This is a genomic window from Alteromonas sp. LOR (genome assembly GCF_000753865.1).
Classification (GTDB): Bacteria; Pseudomonadota; Gammaproteobacteria; order Enterobacterales; family Alteromonadaceae; genus Alteromonas.
In genome coordinates, this window is the sequence record NZ_JQFW01000056.1 from 279,448 (window position 1) to 297,675 (window position 18,228).

13 protein-coding genes are annotated in these 18,228 nt (G+C 45.2%); 9 read left to right on the top strand and 4 right to left on the bottom strand.

Translation table 11 applies throughout. The features are described from left to right. Nucleotides 1-300 precede the first annotated feature (300 nt). From glnA to glnG, 4 genes are all read left to right on the top strand, one after another. Nucleotides 301-1,710 carry a glutamate--ammonia ligase gene (gene glnA / locus JV36_RS0116680; protein ID WP_032097343.1) on the top strand — a complete coding sequence of 470 codons (1,410 nt, stop codon included), beginning with the start codon at nt 301-303 and terminating at the stop codon, nt 1,708-1,710. A gap of 116 nt (nt 1,711-1,826) precedes the next feature. Continuing rightward, the gene (locus JV36_RS0116685; protein ID WP_032097342.1) at nt 1,827-2,417 is read left to right on the top strand and encodes a DUF4124 domain-containing protein; all 591 of its coding nucleotides are present in this window, start codon (nt 1,827-1,829) and stop codon (nt 2,415-2,417) included. 125 nt (nt 2,418-2,542) lie between these two features. Then, nucleotides 2,543-3,628, top strand: coding sequence for a nitrogen regulation protein NR(II) (glnL, locus tag JV36_RS0116690; RefSeq protein ID WP_032097341.1), 1,086 nt, complete (start codon nt 2,543-2,545; stop codon nt 3,626-3,628). Then, nucleotides 3,618-5,027, top strand: a complete 1,410-nt coding sequence (gene glnG / locus JV36_RS0116695) for a nitrogen regulation protein NR(I) (protein WP_032097340.1) — start codon at nt 3,618-3,620, stop codon at nt 5,025-5,027. Before glnL ends, glnG begins: the two co-directional genes overlap by 11 nt. A 52-nt stretch (nt 5,028-5,079) precedes the next feature. On the opposite strand, the gene JV36_RS0116700 is transcribed toward glnG, so the two are convergent. Next, nucleotides 5,080-6,222 (bottom strand): HD domain-containing phosphohydrolase, encoded by a 1,143-nt coding sequence (locus JV36_RS0116700; RefSeq protein ID WP_032097339.1) that lies wholly within the window; start codon nt 6,220-6,222, stop codon nt 5,080-5,082. Between the two features lie 352 nt (nt 6,223-6,574). Between JV36_RS0116700 and JV36_RS0116705 the strand changes: the two genes are divergently transcribed. From JV36_RS0116705 to JV36_RS0116725, 5 genes are all read left to right on the top strand, one after another. Continuing rightward, nucleotides 6,575-7,300 (top strand): 1-acylglycerol-3-phosphate O-acyltransferase, encoded by a 726-nt coding sequence (locus JV36_RS0116705; RefSeq protein ID WP_032097338.1) that lies wholly within the window; start codon nt 6,575-6,577, stop codon nt 7,298-7,300. A gap of 39 nt (nt 7,301-7,339) precedes the next feature. After that, nucleotides 7,340-7,750, top strand: a complete 411-nt coding sequence (gene rraB, locus JV36_RS0116710; RefSeq protein WP_032097337.1) for a ribonuclease E inhibitor RraB — start codon at nt 7,340-7,342, stop codon at nt 7,748-7,750. Between the two features lie 156 nt (nt 7,751-7,906). Beyond that, complete coding sequence (locus JV36_RS0116715; RefSeq protein WP_052010326.1) at nt 7,907-8,938, top strand: choice-of-anchor H family protein; 1,032 nt, start codon at nt 7,907-7,909, stop codon at nt 8,936-8,938. A gap of 102 nt (nt 8,939-9,040) precedes the next feature. After that, on the top strand, nt 9,041-10,324 hold the full coding sequence (locus JV36_RS0116720) for an ABC transporter substrate-binding protein (protein WP_032097336.1): 1,284 nt from the start codon (nt 9,041-9,043) through the stop codon (nt 10,322-10,324). Nucleotides 10,325-10,355: 31 nt separating this feature from the next. Continuing rightward, nucleotides 10,356-13,070: an ATP-binding protein gene (locus JV36_RS0116725; RefSeq protein ID WP_052010325.1), complete on the top strand. Its 2,715-nt coding sequence runs from the start codon at nt 10,356-10,358 to the stop codon at nt 13,068-13,070. 198 nt (nt 13,071-13,268) lie between these two features. On the opposite strand, the gene JV36_RS0116730 is transcribed toward JV36_RS0116725, so the two are convergent. The 3 genes from JV36_RS0116730 to pepA form a co-directional block, all read right to left on the bottom strand. After that, the gene (locus JV36_RS0116730; protein WP_032097335.1) at nt 13,269-16,043 is read right to left on the bottom strand and encodes a valine--tRNA ligase; all 2,775 of its coding nucleotides are present in this window, start codon (nt 16,041-16,043) and stop codon (nt 13,269-13,271) included. Between the two features lie 126 nt (nt 16,044-16,169). Beyond that, a complete protein-coding gene (locus JV36_RS0116735) occupies nt 16,170-16,592 on the bottom strand; it encodes a DNA polymerase III subunit chi (RefSeq protein ID WP_032097334.1) in 423 nt (140 codons plus the stop codon). 6 nt (nt 16,593-16,598) lie between these two features. Then, nucleotides 16,599-18,104 (bottom strand): leucyl aminopeptidase, encoded by a 1,506-nt coding sequence (gene pepA, locus JV36_RS0116740; protein WP_032097563.1) that lies wholly within the window; start codon nt 18,102-18,104, stop codon nt 16,599-16,601. Nucleotides 18,105-18,228 lie beyond the last annotated feature (124 nt).

The following is an 18,228-nucleotide window of genomic DNA, read 5'->3' on the forward strand; positions in this document are numbered from 1 at the left end:
TTATGGTTTTAAAGGCTTTTAGCCCGATTTACTTCTCACCATAAATCCGCGCGCACTAGAAAAACGGTGGCAAGGGATGAAAAAGTATTCTAGTCTAAATCTCTAGGCGCCTGCACAATGCACCAAAAAGTAGCTATTTAGCACCAAAATAGTGCAGCAGGAATCATAAATTCAATATCTATCCTTTCTCACGTCACAAAATACGGCGGTTGGATAGATGGCATGATTATCGCTTTCACATTTTCACTGTTGGAGCGAGCCTGATCGCTCTGCATTTTTACATTAAACCTGGAGGACACGATGTCAATAGAAAAGGCATTAGAGCTGATTAAAGAAAGCGAAGCGAAGTTTATCGATTTACGTTTTACTGATACTAAAGGTAAAGAACAACACGTATCTATTCCTGCGAGCCAAGTTAATGACGATTTCTTTGAAGAAGGAAAAATGTTCGACGGTTCTTCAATCGCTGGATGGAAAGGTATCAACGAATCTGACATGGTTCTTCTTCCAGACGCAGACAGCTGCGTAGTTGACCCTTTCGCAGAAGAAACACAAGTTAACATTCGTTGCGATATCGTTGAGCCTACTACTATGGAAGGTTACGAGCGCGACCCACGTTCTGTTGCTCGCCGCGCAGAAGAGTACCTTAAATCAACAGGTATCGGTGACACAGTATTCTTTGGCCCAGAGCCAGAGTTTTTCTTGTTTGACGACGTTCGCTTCCACACTGACATGGCGGGTTCGTTCTACAAGATCGATTCATCAGAAGCAAAGTGGAATTCAGGCGAAGAGTTTGAAGGCGGAAACATGGGCCACCGCCCAGGTGTGAAAGGCGGTTACTTCCCAGTACCTCCAGTAGATTCAGCACACGATATCCGCGCTGCAATGTGTATGGTTATGGAAGAGATGGGCCTTGTTATTGAAGCGCATCACCACGAAGTAGCGACTGCTGGTCAAAACGAAATCGCGTGCGAATTTAATACTCTTGTTAAGAAAGCCGACGAAATTCAAGTGTACAAGTATGTAGTTCACAATGTGGCACACGCATACGGCCAAACAGCTACCTTTATGCCTAAGCCACTTGTTGGCGACAACGGTTCTGGTATGCACTGTCACCAGTCTATCTCTAAAGATGGCAAAAACATCTTTGCGGGCGACAAGTATGCTGGTCTGTCTGAAGAAGCGCTGTACTACATTGGCGGTATCATTAAGCACGCTCGTGCAATTAACGCGTTTGCTAATGCATCAACTAACTCGTACAAGCGTCTTGTACCTGGATTCGAAGCACCGGTAATGCTTGCTTACTCTGCACGTAACCGTTCTGCATCTATTCGTATTCCTTATGTAACAAGCGACAAAGCACGCCGTATCGAAGTTCGTTTCCCTGACCCAACAGGTAACCCATACCTTGCATTTACTGCAATGCTTATGGCTGGCCTTGACGGTATCAAAAACAAGATCCACCCTGGCGATGCTATGGATAAAGACTTGTACGACCTACCGGCAGAAGAAGCAGCTGAAATTCCAACAGTGGCGAGTTCACTAGAAATGGCGCTAGACGCACTTGATAGTGACCGTGAGTTCCTTACTGCTGGCGGCGTAATGACAGATGACATGATTGATGCGTATATCGATCTTAAGTCAGAAGAAGTCACAACGCTTAACATGACAACTCACCCTATCGAGTTCGACATGTATTACAGCGTTTAATATCGTATCTACACAGATATTTTATTAGAACAACTATCAAAGCCCGCTTATGCGGGCTTTTTTATTGTCCAAACATTATCTATTATGAAGACACACTACTTTCAGGAATAACTAACATGACTCATCTAACAAAACGCGCTTTGCAGCTTTTATCGTTGTCGTCATGCTGCTTGCTCCTGAGTATGCAAAGCGCACTCGCATGGCAGGATGCTCAAAAAGCACCAGAACAGCCACCCGCTAAAAGCGCCCCACAAATATATAAGGTCGTTAACGAAGACGGCTCAGTGACCTATACCGATACGCCACCACCTAATGCAGATATCGTTGAACTCGATGTAAAGACCCGCAACGTGGTGTCTGCAATGAAAGTACCTAAACCACAAAAAAGTAAAGTGACAAAGAAAAAGCCAGACTACAGCGTCAGTATTACCAGTCCCGCTCCCGAAGCCACAATTAGAAACAATGCGGGAGACTTTGTAATAAAAGCGTCGCAAAACAGTGCATCAAAGGCGCCTTTGTATCGCTTAGTGTTTGATGGCGCCCCAATTCAGCGCAATTCTTCGGGCATATTTAAGCTAGAAGGTATCAATCGTGGGGCACACGATTATAAAGTTGAACTCACCAACAATACGGGCAAGACTCTTGCATCGTCTCCTATACAAACCCTTTACCTGCATCAGGCATCGGTGTTTATTAATAACAACTAGCGTGCAGTCCTTACAAACAAGCGCACCACGGCGGTTCATTCAAAATAATTTTTGAGAGAATCCGAGGCGGTCTTCTTAGCTGTACGCTACAATGCACAAACTTGGTGCAAAGGAGACATGCTCGGATGGTATCTACCGAGTCAGAGACACAGCTGCTATTAAATAGTTTAAACACAGCGCTCGTTACCGTTGATAGTAGCCTGCGCATTGTTTACGCCAACCATGCGGGTGAGGCGCTATTTGAAACAGGCATGAAACAACTTCAAGGGCACTTTCTGCCAGACTTCTTTTTGCCTGATACTATTGAAACCACACGACTTAAAGCGGCTATAAGAAAAGGCGAAGACTTTACTGAAAACGAAATAAAGCTCGCGTTTAAAGATAACCGCTACGTGTCTGTTGATTTAACCGTAACAAATATCACTACGGCAAATGGTCCCGGCCTACTTTTTGAAGTTAAGAAGATTGATCAGCAAAAGCGAATTACCCGTGAAAACCTGCAAAACGCTCAACATTATGCGGCGCGAGAGCTCGTGCGAGGCCTAGCCCATGAAATCAAAAATCCGTTAGGGGGCATCCGCGGCGCAGCCCAGCTTCTAGAAAAAGAGCTACCCGAGCAGCATAAAGAATTCACCCGTATGATTATTGAGCAATCTGATCGCTTGCGCACATTAGTAGACAGATTATTAGGCCCCAACTCCCTACCCCGCTTCGAGATGAGTAACGTTCATCAAGCACTAGAGAAAGTTCGAAGCCTGATGTTGGTAGACTCAGTAAATCCAATATCAATTATTAGGGATTACGATCCGAGCATTCCCGATTTAAGAATCGATCCGGATATGATTCAGCAGGCAGTATTGAACATCGTCAGAAACAGTATTCAGGCGTTAAACGAGCACAATACGCCAAACCCAGAAATTCAATTGATCACGCGTATCGAGCGCCAGATGACCATTCAGTCTGAGCGCCATGCATTAGTGGCTAAAGTAAAAATTATCGATAACGGGCCGGGTATTCCAGCAGATATCAAGGACACGTTATTTTATCCCATGGTAACCAGTAAGCAGAATGGATCAGGCTTAGGGTTATCCATATCGCAAACCCTTATTAACCATCACGGCGGCAAGATAGATGTGGATAGCCACCCGGGTTATACAAAATTCGTGATATACATTCCAATTAACAGCAAGGAGACAGGCGATGACGAATGAATCGGTATGGATTGTCGATGATGACAGTTCTATTCGTTGGGTGCTGCAAAAAGCCTTACAGGCAGCTGATATTAGCTGCTTAAGTTTTGAAAACCCTGAAGACTTGCTGCGTCAAATCCAAAGCGGTCAAGCCCCTGAAGTGATTATATCGGATATACGTATGCCGCAGATGGATGGCATGACGTTATTAAATGAAGTACATAGCTCTCATCCGTTGCTTCCGGTTATTATTATGACTGCGCATTCAGATTTAGACAGCGCGGTGAACGCTTACCAAAAAGGTGCGTTTGAGTATTTACCCAAACCCTTCGATATAGATGAAGCGGTAACACTAACCCAGCGTGCATTAGACCATTCCAGAGAGCAGTCTTCAGCCACTAAGGTACAGCCTGATGAAGTGGTCACTGAAATCATTGGTGAAGCCCCGGCAATGCAGGAAGTCTTTCGCGCTATTGGCCGACTTTCGCGCTCATCAATCAGTGTGCTCATTAACGGACAATCTGGAACAGGTAAGGAACTTGTTGCTCACGCCCTTCACAGACACAGTCCACGCTCAAGCAAGCCGTTTATTGCATTAAACATGGCAGCCATTCCCGCTGACCTCGTAGAGTCTGAATTATTCGGGCACGAAAAAGGGGCATTTACCGGTGCACAAGCAGCTCGCCAAGGAAGATTTGAACAGGCCGATGGTGGAACTCTGTTTCTCGATGAAATTGGCGACATGCCGTTAGACGTGCAAACCCGGCTTTTAAGGGTACTAGCTGATGGCCAGTTTTACCGCGTTGGTGGTCATCAATCGGTGAGCGTTGATGTGCGAATTATTGCAGCAACCCATCAAAATTTAGAAATTAGGGTTGCTGAAGGTAAGTTTCGCGAAGATTTATTCCATCGTCTCAACGTAATTCGTGTGCACCTGCCCTCACTTTCTGAGCGCCGTGAAGATATTCCGCTGCTGACTCGTCACTTTTTGCGTCGCGCAGCAAAAGAGCTCGATGTTGACGCCAAAAGCATTAGCAAAAACGCTGAGCGAGTTATGTCGCAATTACCATGGCCCGGTAACGTTAGGCAATTAGAGAACGTATGTCGCTGGCTTACCGTAATGGCTAGCGGGCAGGAAGTCATACCGAGCGATTTGCCCCCTGAAATCCACAGCGATGGTAGTGTCGAAACCGCTACCGCAACCGTGGGCGACTGGCCCGAGCTTCTTGCTAATTGGACAGACAAACAGCTAAGAGATGGCCGCAATGACATATTAAACGATGCCATGCTGATATTTGAAAAAGTGATGCTGGAACGTGCGCTTCAGCACACCCACGGTCACAAACAAGAGGCGGCCAAGCGATTGGGATGGGGACGCAATACGCTTACTCGTAAATTAAAAGAGCTTGGGATTAACTAGGGCGCATTGCTCAAACGTCTTCTTAAATTCTACTCAAGAGTAACAAAAGGGCTTAATGCCCTTTTGTTAATAAGCCCGTCATGCCCTGATTAAATAAGCGTACCCACTTCATACTGAACTGGCCTTTCGCTTGTTTGTTGATATGAATAACCGCGTCTTTTTTCGACATTACTTTGTCTTCACTGTGCGCTCTGGCATGCGTTAGAGCATCATACGTATCAATAATTGCCAACAGTTTTGCGCCTTCACAGATATCGTCTTCTTTTAAGCCCAGAGGGTATCCTGAACCATCGGTACGCTCATGGTGCTGCATAACAATCTTTCTCGCTAAATCCCATTCGTCTAAATGCTCCAGCAACCGGGCACTTTTATAAACGTGAGAACGCATCAAATTAAATTCATTTTCACTCAAGGTATCGCCCTTGGTGAGCAACTTCATAGGCATAAATGCCATGCCAAAGTCGTGAACATAGCTGGCCACCGCGAGCTGGTCTTCATCAATGATATTATCAGCAACGTCGTTGATATACATGGCCAGTTTAGCGATGCGATCGCCCTTACCCGCCCAGAAGTTTGAACGGCGCTCTACCGTTTGCATTAGCTCTCTAAAAAACAAGACATCTTGCTTCTTTTCACTGCTGATGTCTTTTGGAATACCCGTGGATGCCAGTACTGGGGCTTTTGCTTGGCCTGCGGTAGTCGCAGTGCTGTCATTTTTTGCTACATCGAGAGCCGGATTTAACAGTAATACTGCGTCGGTAAGCAGGCGCTCGTGTTCAGTTGAGTTTTCAGGTGAAACTCGACTTATCGCAAGCACTAGCTGCTCGTGAAGCGTGTTGTCATAGTCAGCTTTACCCCGCTGCATCACTTCTTCAACAAACGCTTTCACCCTGTCCATGGTTAACAGAACAAGGTCGCTCATGGTGCTGGTGTAATCAACCTGGCCTTTGCGAAGAAAGTCGAGTAAGTCTTCTACGTGCTGCAGAAGTGGGATCATAGGAGAAAAGTTAACTAGCCCTAAGTCGCCCTTAATAGTGTGGATTGAGCGAAACAGAGCCCGTTGCAATTCGTTGTCTGCTGGGCGTAGCTCAAGTTCGATTAACGTTTGCTCACTTGACTCATAGAGTTCGTTAATTTCTTCCATGAGATCTGCAAGAATATCTTCTTCTAGTTCGTCAGGGGTAAATGTCAACATACTTATTGGTACCAACTACGGTTAGGCTGCACGTTCTTCTCTATTGTAATGGGCTATCGATAAAAATGCTTCATACTAAAGGTGATAAAACATCGTTTTTACGCAATTCGCTTAGGCCGTGTTTACTTTTGCTGACGGCATGATTTTGAATTTACGCGGTTTGCCACCTTGATTGATTTAAAAACACATTGAAATACACCCATGTTGAGCTAAACCTGTGTAACGCACAAAGTCACAAGGCGCCGCCGTTAAGTGTAGACTAGATTAGAAACTTCACTATAAAAACTCATCGGACAAGTGTACGCTGAAATTTCTTCTATACTGCGCGCACAATTATTCGCTAGGAGTTGTTTTGATAGCATTGTTCCGTATTCCCATTCTTCTTATCGCATTCTTGGTTATTAACCTAGTACTGCTATTCGTTTGTATTTTACGCCCGTTTCACAAAGATAACGTTCAGGCCGCTGGAGCACTGTATTCTCAAATGGCCAAGGTTGTGGGCTTAACAATTATTATTAAACGAGACCCAGCGGTGAAACTGAATGAGCCCTATGTGTTTATCGCGAATCATCAAAATAGTTTCGACATAATGACCATTTGTAAAGCCGCACTCCCCGGGGTTGTTACCATTGGCAAGAAAAGCCTCAAGTGGATCCCCATATTCGGTCAAATATACTGGCTATCAGGCAACATCATGATAGACCGCAAAAATTCTGGCGCAGCCAGAAACACCCTCGATATCGCTGCAAACCGTATTGCCAAAAAGAAAACCTCAGTGTGGCTTTTTCCAGAGGGCACCCGCAGTAATGGACGAGGAATTTTGCCATTCAAACAAGGCGCGTTTCGTTTGGCAAAAACCACCAATGAGCCAGTGGTGATGGTGACGGCGAGTAACCTACACAAGAAGGTTCGCTGGAATAAGTGGAACAACGGTATTGTTCTTATCGACATTAGCGCTCCCCAGCCTTTAACAGAAGAGCACTCTATTAAAGAGTGGATGGGAATATTTAACGAGCAAATGAAAGAAAAGTTCGAACAGTTGAATGAGCAGGTCGATGATTTAGAGAAAAGCAGGTAAACTTGCAGCCAATTTCAACGCATAGGTTAGGCCGAAAAAATGAATCAATTTGACGAAAGAGAAGAGTGGTATGAATTCAATCAAGAAACGATTGATGCACTGCTAGAAGATGGCAGCCAAGCCGATGCCGATTACGCCATTGAACATCATTTTGCGAGTACCGACTTCGATGTGCTAGAAAAAGCAGCAGTAGATGCTTTCAAAGCAGGCTTTGAGGTTTCTGATGCCGAAGAATTAGTGCTAGACGATGGTGAGGAAGTATTTTGCTTCGACGCCGTCGTGGAACGTAAACTCGATATCAGCGTGCTTAACGAAGACATTGATAAGCTATTAAAGATAGCCGACAAGCACGATGTTACCTACGACGGTTGGGGCACCTATTTTGAGCCTCGCGAAGATGGCGTAATGGACGGTGAAGGTGAAGACGAACACCACCACTTAAATGACTAGCACGCACTCTATTTACCCACGGTAACTCGCTAGCGTTTATAGGTAGAGAAAGCGCTAGCTAACCGTAAAACTTTCTATTAAGTTTTGCTTCAGCTTTGGTTCATCTTTTTCCGTCAACAATGACAGTGTCATTATTGATTGGAAAAGGATGTACACATGAAATTATTATCTGTTGTCACCGCACCACCCAAAGCTGCTTCTTATAGAAGTAACCCATGCAGCAACAGCTCTTATAGCAGCGCCATTAATAGTAAAAGCAAGCTAGGCGTTAGCGCTCCCCTTTTAAAAGTATTATCAGCACTTACATTTTTAGCACTGCCTGTGGCATACGTACATGCAGCAAATACTGCGGAAAATACTGAAGAAAGCACCTCTGCTAAAAAAACGGTAACGTCTAAAGAGTACCGCTACAACCAGCCTTATATTGGGGCAGAGCAAGCAGCCGTAAACGACAAAAGTGATCAAGTAAGCGAGCAAGAAAGCGCTAAAGAGGCGCCTCCTGCCCCAAGCCAAGCTAACGCTGAAGCGTTGCCAACTCAGCCTGGCAATTATGAGAGCGACGCTGAAGCTAACGCCGTCTCTACACTGAGTATTTCAAACACCTCACCCATTGGCTCAAAACAAGCTGCCCGTGTTGAGCAGCATGCAAACACAACAAAATCATCAAGTGATATTGTCATTAGCAGTGTGAACGAGTTTTGGATTTACGATAGCTGGTTAAGCCTGCAGCATGATTTAGATTACGACGGCTACTTCTCTACGTTTTCGGTGGAATTTGATGCCGACACAATTTTTGTCGATGCGCCTGTCTATGCAGTACTCTATTTAGGTCAAAACGGCGTTTATGACGCAATCCATGTGTCATCAGAATTTTTTATTTATGGCGAAGACTCAAGCGACAGCTTTGTTATAGAAAGTACCTTAGTATCGGGATTTCAATCTTACGATTACGATATTCTACTGGAATTATACGATGCCCAAACTGAGCAGCTTGTGGCGTTTTCTGACGGCTACGACAACGCTGAGTTTGCTTTTGTACCACTAGAAAGTGAAACGAACGAGTATATTGTAGAAGACACAGTCGTCATTGTTGAAGAACACGGTGGCTCGATGTCGTGGATCGCGCTTTGTTTTATTATTAGCGCAGCAGGGCTGAGAATTTTTAAAGCCGGTGCATTGCGAAAATGACTTGAACACAAGGACATGCCCTAGTTTCAAAACCTGTTGGTAAGTTTACGAAATCAGTGCCACACTACAAAAAGTTAATGCTTTGAAAGTGATAGTAGGGACATGACGCAGAAGAAAAGTAAAAGTACACCATCTGTCTTCACTCGCCGCAGCGTGATCAAAGGAAGCCTCGCGCTTGGCATTACTGCCGGAGTTACTCCATTTGCCATTGGTAAGCCTAAACCCACGCTAAAGGTAATGGGAACCCACGTAACGCTTCAGGAGGCCATAAGACAGCAGGCAATGGAAGATTTGGGTATCAATATTCAGTTTGAGCCCGGCGGCAGTGCAACCGTACTGCAAAAAGCATCGATGGACCCTACTTCTTTCGATTTGTACGAGCAATGGTCTAATAGTATAGGCGTACTGTGGCGCGCAGGTGCTATTCAGCCTATTGAGAAAAAGCGCATCGGGTATTGGGAAGAAATTAACGATCTGTCTAAAACAGGCAAACTCACCGCGAATGCGCGAATGGGAGCAGGAGATGCCCCTCATAAAATTTTAAATATTCAAAATGATGGTACTTTGAGTGCTAACTCTACTGATGAAGTGAGCTTTCTTCCCTACGTACACAACGTCGATTCTTTTGGTTACGATAGAAGACGTTTACCTAAAGATATGCAGGGCGAAGCTGAAAGCTGGGGATGGCTGCTAGATAGCCGTTACTCGGGAAGCGTTGCTATTGTTAACGACCCCACTATTGGACTTTTCGACTTAGCATTAGCCGCCCAAGCTAAAGGCTTTGTAACATTCAACGATGTGGGCGCCATGACCGAGCAAGAACTTGATAACTTGTTCAGCGTGCTAATTGAGCTGATGCAGCTTAACCATTTTAACGGTTTTTGGACTTCCGTGCCGGAATCGGTGCAGTTTATGAAAAGTGGCAGAGTGGCCATTGAAAGTATGTTTTCGCCTGCGGTTTCAGCACTCAATGGGCAAGATATACCAGTGACATTTGCTGCGCCTAAAGAAGGGTATCGCGGATGGCATGGCGTGATGTGCCTCTCCTCTTCCTCCACGGGGCGTAGTAAAGACGTAGCCTATGAATATATGAACTGGTGGTTGTCGGGCTGGCCTGGCGCATTTATCGCCAGACAGGGGTACTATATCTCTAATCCTCAGCGTTCAGCAAAATACCTATCTCGTGCTGAGTGGGATTATTGGTATGAAGGTAAACCCGCATCCTCTAACCTCACCGGGACAGACGGTAAAATAAGTGTTTTAAAAGGAGCCCAACGAACCGGTGGCAGTTACGAAAACCGCTTTAGTAATGTGGCAGTTTGGAATACAGTAATGCCAACCTATGAATATAGCCTACAAAAGTGGTACGAATTTATTACCTCTTAGTCGATAAACAAAAATAAGGCTTTCGCGCTACATGCTATCCTCAATACGAACTCAGCTTGTTATCGTTCTTGCTGCACTTATTGCATTGATACTTGTTCAAAGTTATATCGCCCATGAGAACCAAGTAGTATTAAATCGGGGGGTAGACTCTGCCAGCGCTGCAATTACTGCGGTAGGCACTGTAAAAGAACTAGAACGTGATGTAGTCGACCTACAGCGAAACGTGCTGATTTTTAAAGAAAATGCTAGCTCATCAGCCATTACCCGTTTCACCCGTTTAATGGCTTCGATAGATGTAAAGCTCGACACGCTGGCGCAATCAAACATCGTGTATTCAGAATCCGATGAGAATCATGTACTTACTCGAATGCATGAGCATCTCGATGCGTACAAGGATAACTTTTCTCAAGTTGTTGATGCTCGAGCAAAGCGCGATAACTTAGTCTCTGAGGGCACCCTTGCCAACATTATTGCCTTACAAAACCTCACAACTCGGCTTGTAGAGCAAGGCGAAATAAGCGTTACTACTTTTAACGAGATTAAAAGCCAGCTCATTCTTGCCGAAAACGCCACACTTAAGTATCTGCAAAAACCAGATATCATTTTTGTTAACGCCTTTAACCAGGCACTGCGCCCGTTTGACTCAATTGTGAATAGAGAGAGTGATATCTCAGCTGAGCGTATTACTGCAAGAGTGGATAGACTTAAAGCCGACTTTTTAACCCTGACTCAAATTACTCAAGGAAATTTGTTTTTAGTTAATGTGGTGATGGCTGGCTCGGCGAGAGAGTTTCTGTACTTAAGCGGCGAGTTAGCAAATAACGTATCGGCACAGTCTGATGCTATCACTATGCGAACTTATGAACTTGCAGCAAGAACCCAGAAAAACGGTGAGCTATTTTCGTTAGTTTCAATTTTATTAGCCCTTGTCGCCGCCATTTTTACCATGGTAAGAATACTTGGGCCTATTCAGTCTATTACCCGTGTTTTTAATAAGCTCTCTCAAGATGTGCAGATTGAAAATATTCCCGGTAGCAAACGCACTGATGAAATCGGCAAACTGTCAAGAGCCGCTATGGTGTTTAGCGATAAGAACAGGCAAACCCAAAAGCTTCTAGAAGATGCACAAAATTTAAACGTTGAACAAGAGCGTCTTAATCACGAACTGAGAATATCAAAGCTTAAAGCGGAACAGGCCACCGCATCAAAAAGCATCTTTTTAGCTAACATGAGCCATGAAATCCGTACTCCTATGAATGGCATTATTGGCTTAATAGAACTTGCTCAAAAGCAAACACTCAGCAACACGGTAAGAGACTACCTTGATAAAGCCGCTTATTCCGGTCAAATTTTACTAAGCGTGATTAACGATATTTTAGACTTTTCAAAAATTGAAGCGGGCGAATTAAAAATTGAAGAAGTGAATTTCTCCCTTCATTCACTGTTTGATAACTTAATTGCCGTAATAGCGCTTAGAGCGAAAGAGAAAAACCTTTCAGTTCGCTTTTCAGTCAATCCGTCTCTGTATTCACAAATTGTTGGCGACCCTTTACGCATTGCTCAAATCATCATGAATATAGGTAATAATGCGGTTAAATTCACCGAGCAAGGGCGCATTGAAATAGATTTTGACGGTGCTTTGAGTGATTCTGGTGACGTATTCAATCTGACTATGCGGGTGTCTGATACTGGCATAGGTATGAGCCAAGCCCAGCTCGGCAGAATATTTAAACCCTTTACGCAAGCAGACGGCTCAACAAATAGAACCTATGGCGGGACGGGCTTAGGCTTAGCCATTGTGAGCCAACTTGTGGAACTCATGCACGGCGAACTCCACGCCACATCAGCCTTAGGTAAAGGCAGCGAATTTGTTATCACCCTTCCACTTAAAGTGATTAATCAGCAAAAAGGCGTGTTGCATCAAACCCCAGCGTTACCTGATGACAGTCTATATGTGACTGACTGTGCACTGCTGCCTCAAGCTTATATTCAACATATTCAGCTTTCGTCACAGTCAATTGTGACTATTGAGCAAGGGAAAGATAGGGCTGACCTAGCTGCGCACATCCTTATTGATGTCCCCGACTTTGCTACCTTCAGGCAAAATTTAAGCTGGTTTAAAACGCTGGTTGAAGAAGGTAAATCTGTGGGTCTAGTGATGGAAAGTGCGGGTAGTGCGCTGCAAGCAAAATATGCCTCCCTTTGGGACAATCCGCTTATTATGCATCCGTTTACACCGGTTCAATTTGAGCGGTTTATTAAGCAGGTGATAACAAAAGACACATCTGAGAAATCTCAGGTCGTCAAAGACAAAGAGAATGAAGAGAAAAACGTATTCTTTGAAGGGCATGTTCTTCTTGTAGAGGATAACAATATCAATCAACTTGTGACGGGTGAAATGCTGACCAATGTAGGGCTAACCTTTGATGTGGCTGAAGATGGTAAACAAGCCCTTCGCAAGATTGAAAACTCTTCGGAATACGACCTTATTCTAATGGATGTTCAAATGCCGGTTATGGACGGTTACGAGGCGACCAAAGCACTTAGGGCAAAAGGCTTTACCGACATTGTCATCATTGGCCTCTCTGCTAATGCGATGAAAGAAGATAAACAAAATGCCATTGATGCAGGAATGAATGACTATCTGACTAAGCCTATCAAACAAAAGGCGCTAACCGTGAAACTTGCGCAATTCCTAACGGATAGAGCTCACGACGGGAATAGCAAAAACGACTATCTCATTTAAGCTTTTATATATAAAAACGGGGTCGACTGTATACGTATAGCGTACAGTGACCCCGTTTTTTATGGCTTATTTAGCATACTGACGAACACGAGTACTGAGCCTTCAAGGCAAAGGTAAACGTCGTATAGGCATTAAAAAGGCTTAGCTTTAACAAACGTCGTTTAACTAACCTGAATATTCGTTAGCTGAATCATTCACTTAGAGTGCAGCTATAGTATCGTACTGCTCTTTAAGCTTGGCCAGTGCCTTTTCACCTTCGTCTAATTTTGCGCGCTCTTTTTCAATAACCGCTTCTGGCGCATTGCTAACAAACTTTTCATTACCCAGCTTTCCGCGAGTTCGAGACACGTCTTTTTCTACTTTCTCCATGGCTTTAGTGATACGAGCAAGCTCAGCATCTTTATCAATCAGTCCTGCCATGGGGATAAGAATTTCCATCTCTCCCACTAATGCGGTAGCACTCGCTGGCGCAGTATCGTCTTTGGTTAAAATAGTCACGCTCTCAAGCTTAGACAGTTTGTCTAAGAAGCCTTTAGCAGCGTCTAAACGTAGCGCATCAGAATCACTGACATTCTTCAACAATGCGTTTAGCGGCTTATTCGGTGAAATATCCATTTCGCCTCGAATATTGCGAATACCGACAATAAACTTCTTCACCCATTCAATATCAGCGAGAACAGTATCGTCTTGCTTAGCGGTGTCTACTTCTGGGAACGGTTGCACCATGATGCTAGCGCCGTCTTCTATCTTAAGCGCACTTAAAGGCACTACACGCTGCCAAATAGTGTCAGTGATAAATGGCATAATTGGGTGCATTAAACGCAAAAGGCTTTCTAACACATTGATGAGCGTATGACGGGTTCCGCGCTTTTCAGCTTCGCTACTCGCTTCGTTGCTCAGTACTGGCTTAGTTAATTCTAAATACCAGTCGCAGAACTGATTCCACGTAAACTCGTAAATTGTTTGGGCTGCAATATCAAAACGGTAGTCAGACAATGCCTTTTCAAACTCAACAAGTGTTTGCTGGAACTTCGCCCAAATCCAACGATCTGCCAGACTGAGTACCATCTCGCCGCCGTTAGCGCCGGTATCGTGCTCTTCTGTATTCATTAATACAAAGCGCGATGCGTTCCAAATTTTATTACAGAAGTTGCGATAGCCTTCAACGCGAGACATATCAAAATTGATGTCACGGCTGGTGGATGCCATTGCAGCAAACGTGAAACGAAGTGCATCTGTACCGTAGGCATGAATACCGTCAGGGAACTGTTTGCGGGTGCGCTTCACAATTTTTTCTGCTAGCTGAGGCTGCATCATTCCGGCGGTGCGCTTTTCAACAAGAGATTCAAGGTCGATGCCGTCAATCAGGTCGATAGGGTCAAGTACATTGCCTTTCGACTTCGACATTTTATCACCGCTCTCATCGCGAATAAGACCCGTGATATAAATGTCTTTGAATGGAATTTTACCGGTAAACTTCTTCGTCATCATGATCATTCTGGCTACCCAGAAGAAAATAATGTCAAAGCCAGTTACCAATACTGACGAAGGAACAAACGTTTCTAAATCAGGGGTTTCTTTAGGCCATCCCATTGTTGCAAATGGCCATAGTGCACTTGAGAACCAAGTATCAAGTACATCGTTATCTTGTGAAAGCGTTACATCATTGCCAAGGCTGTGTTTGGCACGCACTTCTTCTTCTGTTCGCCCTACGTATACCTTGCCGCTTTCGTCATACCATGCAGGAATTCGATGTCCCCACCAAAGCTGCCTAGAGATGCACCAGTCTTGGATATTGTTCATCCACTGGAAGTAGGTTTTGTTCCAATTCTCTGGTACAAAACGAATCTCTCCACTTTCAACAGCTTCAATGGCTGGCTTAGCAAGTGACTCTACCGCTACATACCACTGGTCGGTAAGATATGGTTCGATAACCGCGCCGGTGCGATCTCCACGAGGCACTTTAAGTTTATGGGGTTCAATCTTAACCAATACGCCTTGGCTGTCTAGGTCGGCAACAATTTGCTTGCGCGCATCGAAGCGATCTAAACCGCGATACGCCTCTGGCGCCTCATCGTTAATTTTGGCATCGTCGGTTAAGATATTGATCATAAGTAAGTCGTGGCGCTTACCCATGTCATAGTCGTTAAAATCGTGAGCCGGCGTTATTTTTACGCAACCGGTTCCAAATTCCATATCTACATAGTCATCAGCAATAATAGGAATTAAACGGCCCGTAATAGGCAGCTTAATGTCTTTGCCGATAAAATCTTGATAACGCTCATCGTCAGGGTGAACGGCTACTGCGGTATCACCTAACATGGTTTCGGGGCGGGTTGTCGCTACCACAAGCTCACCACTGCCATCGGCAAGAGGATAACGCATGTGCCACATATGGCCGTCTTCTTCTTCGTTTAGCACTTCAAGGTCAGAAACGGCTGTGTGAAGAACAGGGTCCCAATTAACTAAGCGTTTACCGCGATAGATAAGCCCTTCTTCGTGCAGTTTTACAAACACTTCGGTCACTGCTGTTGAAAGGTCATCGTCCATAGTAAAGACTTCGCGAGACCAGTCTGGCGAGGTGCCCAATCGACGCATTTGGCTAGTGATTGTGCCGCCACTGTGTTCTTTCCATTCCCAGATCTTTTTAATAAAGTCTTCTCGACCTAGATCGTGGCGAGTTTTGCCCTGAGCGTTTAGCTGGCGTTCAACCACCATTTGCGTAGCAATACCAGCGTGGTCGGTACCCACCTGCCATAGGGTATTGTCACCCTTCATGCGGTGATAGCGAGTAAGTGCATCCATAATGGTTTGCTGGAAACCATGACCCATGTGCAGGCTACCCGTCACATTCGGTGGAGGAAGAAGAATACAATAGGGGTCGCCGCTACCAGATGCTTTAAATAAACCCGCCTCTTCCCATTTTTGGTAGCATTGCTGCTCAATAGACTGCGGTTCGAAGGTTTTATCCATTACTGACTCTCGTTTAAAAGCTGATGTAAAAAAGTTGACGACTGTAGGCGATTTTTGTTGTTTCGCTCAAATCTAGTCATGCACTGTATAGATTTGCGTTGAATAAGCGGTACCAAGTACGCTAAGTCACACAGACTTAAACTGCATATTACATCCAGCTTGCTGATAGTTTTTGTATCTCACCCGCGCTGCTTGCTTAGCATTTTCATCCACGGGCACAAAATCGATGATTTGGCGGTGCTGGTTAGGCGATGACACCATCCCTGAACCCACGTTGACCACCATTTGTCGTCTGGCAACCTGTTCAGGCTGCCAGCATATTTCCACCGGCGTGCCCGCTTGCGGCCCCTCACCATAGAGGTTGTGAGGAACAAAACGGTTCGCCGGTAGTTGCCACAACAATTCATCAACTTCTTCTGCTTGTGCTTGTGTATCACACAGCACGCTAATTTTTTGTTTATTAGCAAACGCGTTTGCAACGACTTCACTGGCTTTACCCGTTACGCCGTTATCGCTAGCACTGAGTTGATAAAAAATAACCTGTGGCATAGAAGATTAATCCTCTAGCTTAATGTCGGCACGATTCATCAAGAATTGTGACAACATAGGTACTGGGCGTCCGGTGGCGCCCTTGTTCTTGCCACTGCGCCATGCTGTTCCCGCAATATCCAGGTGGGCCCAGTTGTATTTTTTCGTAAAGCGGGACAAGAAGCACCCAGCAGTAATACTGCCTGCAGGTCGTCCACCTAGGTTTGTCATATCAGCAAACGGGCTTTCTAGCTGCTCTTGGTAGTCATCCCATAGCGGTAGTCTCCACGCACGATCTGAACTTTGCTCGGAAGCATTTAACAGTTCGTGTGCAAGTGGGTTGTGCGTACTCATGACCGCCGTAGCATGATGACCTAGCGCAATAATTGCCGCGCCTGTGAGCGTTGCCACATCAATGACTAACTCTGGCTCATAACGCTCTACGTAGGTAAGCGCATCGCACAAAACCAGCCTACCTTCGGCGTCGGTGTTAAGTACTTCAACGGTTTGTCCCGACATAGTAGTCAGTATGTCGCCAGGGCGATAGGCGTTGCCACTGGGCATATTTTCACAGCCAGCCAGCACACCAATAATGTTGATTGGCAAATTCAGCGCAGCAATGGTGTGCATGGTTCCCAATACACCGGCAGCGCCGCCCATGTCGTATTTCATTTCATCCATGGCTTCGCCTGGCTTAATTGAAATACCACCGGAATCAAAAGTAAGGCCTTTACCTACCAGTACAATAGGCGCTTGATCTGCAGGACCGCCGCGATGATGCATAATACTCATCATGCTTTCATTTTCTGAACCGCGACCTACAGCCAAATACGCCTGCATGCCTAGTTCGGCCATTTGCGTTTCATCCACCACTTCAGCTGTAACGCTGTCATAACGACTCGCGAGCTCTTGGGCTTGTTTCCACAAATAGTCTGGATTACAGATATTTGGCGGCATATTAGCCACGTCTTTGGTCACCTTAGCACCGCGAGAGATAGCTAGACCATGATCGACGGCGCGCTCACCTACTGTCAATTCACGACGCGTAGGCACATTGAACACGATTTTACGCAGTGGGCGGCGAGGCTCGCCTTTCTTGGTTTTTAACTGTAGAAAAGTGTAAAGAGAGTCTTCAGTAGCTTCTACTGCTTGACGCACTTTCCAGTAGGTATCACGACCTTTTACATGAAGCTCGGTTAAGAAGCACACCGCTTCCATTGAACCCGTTTCATTCAGTGTTTGAATTGTTTTAGCGATAATATTTTTGTACTGCCGCTCGTCTAGCTCTCGCTCTTTGCCACAACCGACAAGAAGCACACGCTCGCTTAATACGTTTGGTACGTTATGCAGTAGCAACATTTGCCCGGCTTTACCTTCAAGGTCGCCGCGGCGCAACAGGTTGCTAATGTAGCCATTGCTAATTTCGTCAAGCTGCTCTGCTACTGCCGTTAATCGGCGTGGTTCAAAGACACCTACAACGATACAGGCACTACGTTGTTTTTCGGGGCTGCCACTTTTTACACTAAACTCCACGATATTACCTCGCTTTTCGTCGTTTATAGTTTGCACGATGACTAAAATCACGTAACGTTTCGCGCTGCTTTATGTTTTAATACGCAGCATAACTTTTTAGTTCACTGCAATTAACGCGTTTGCC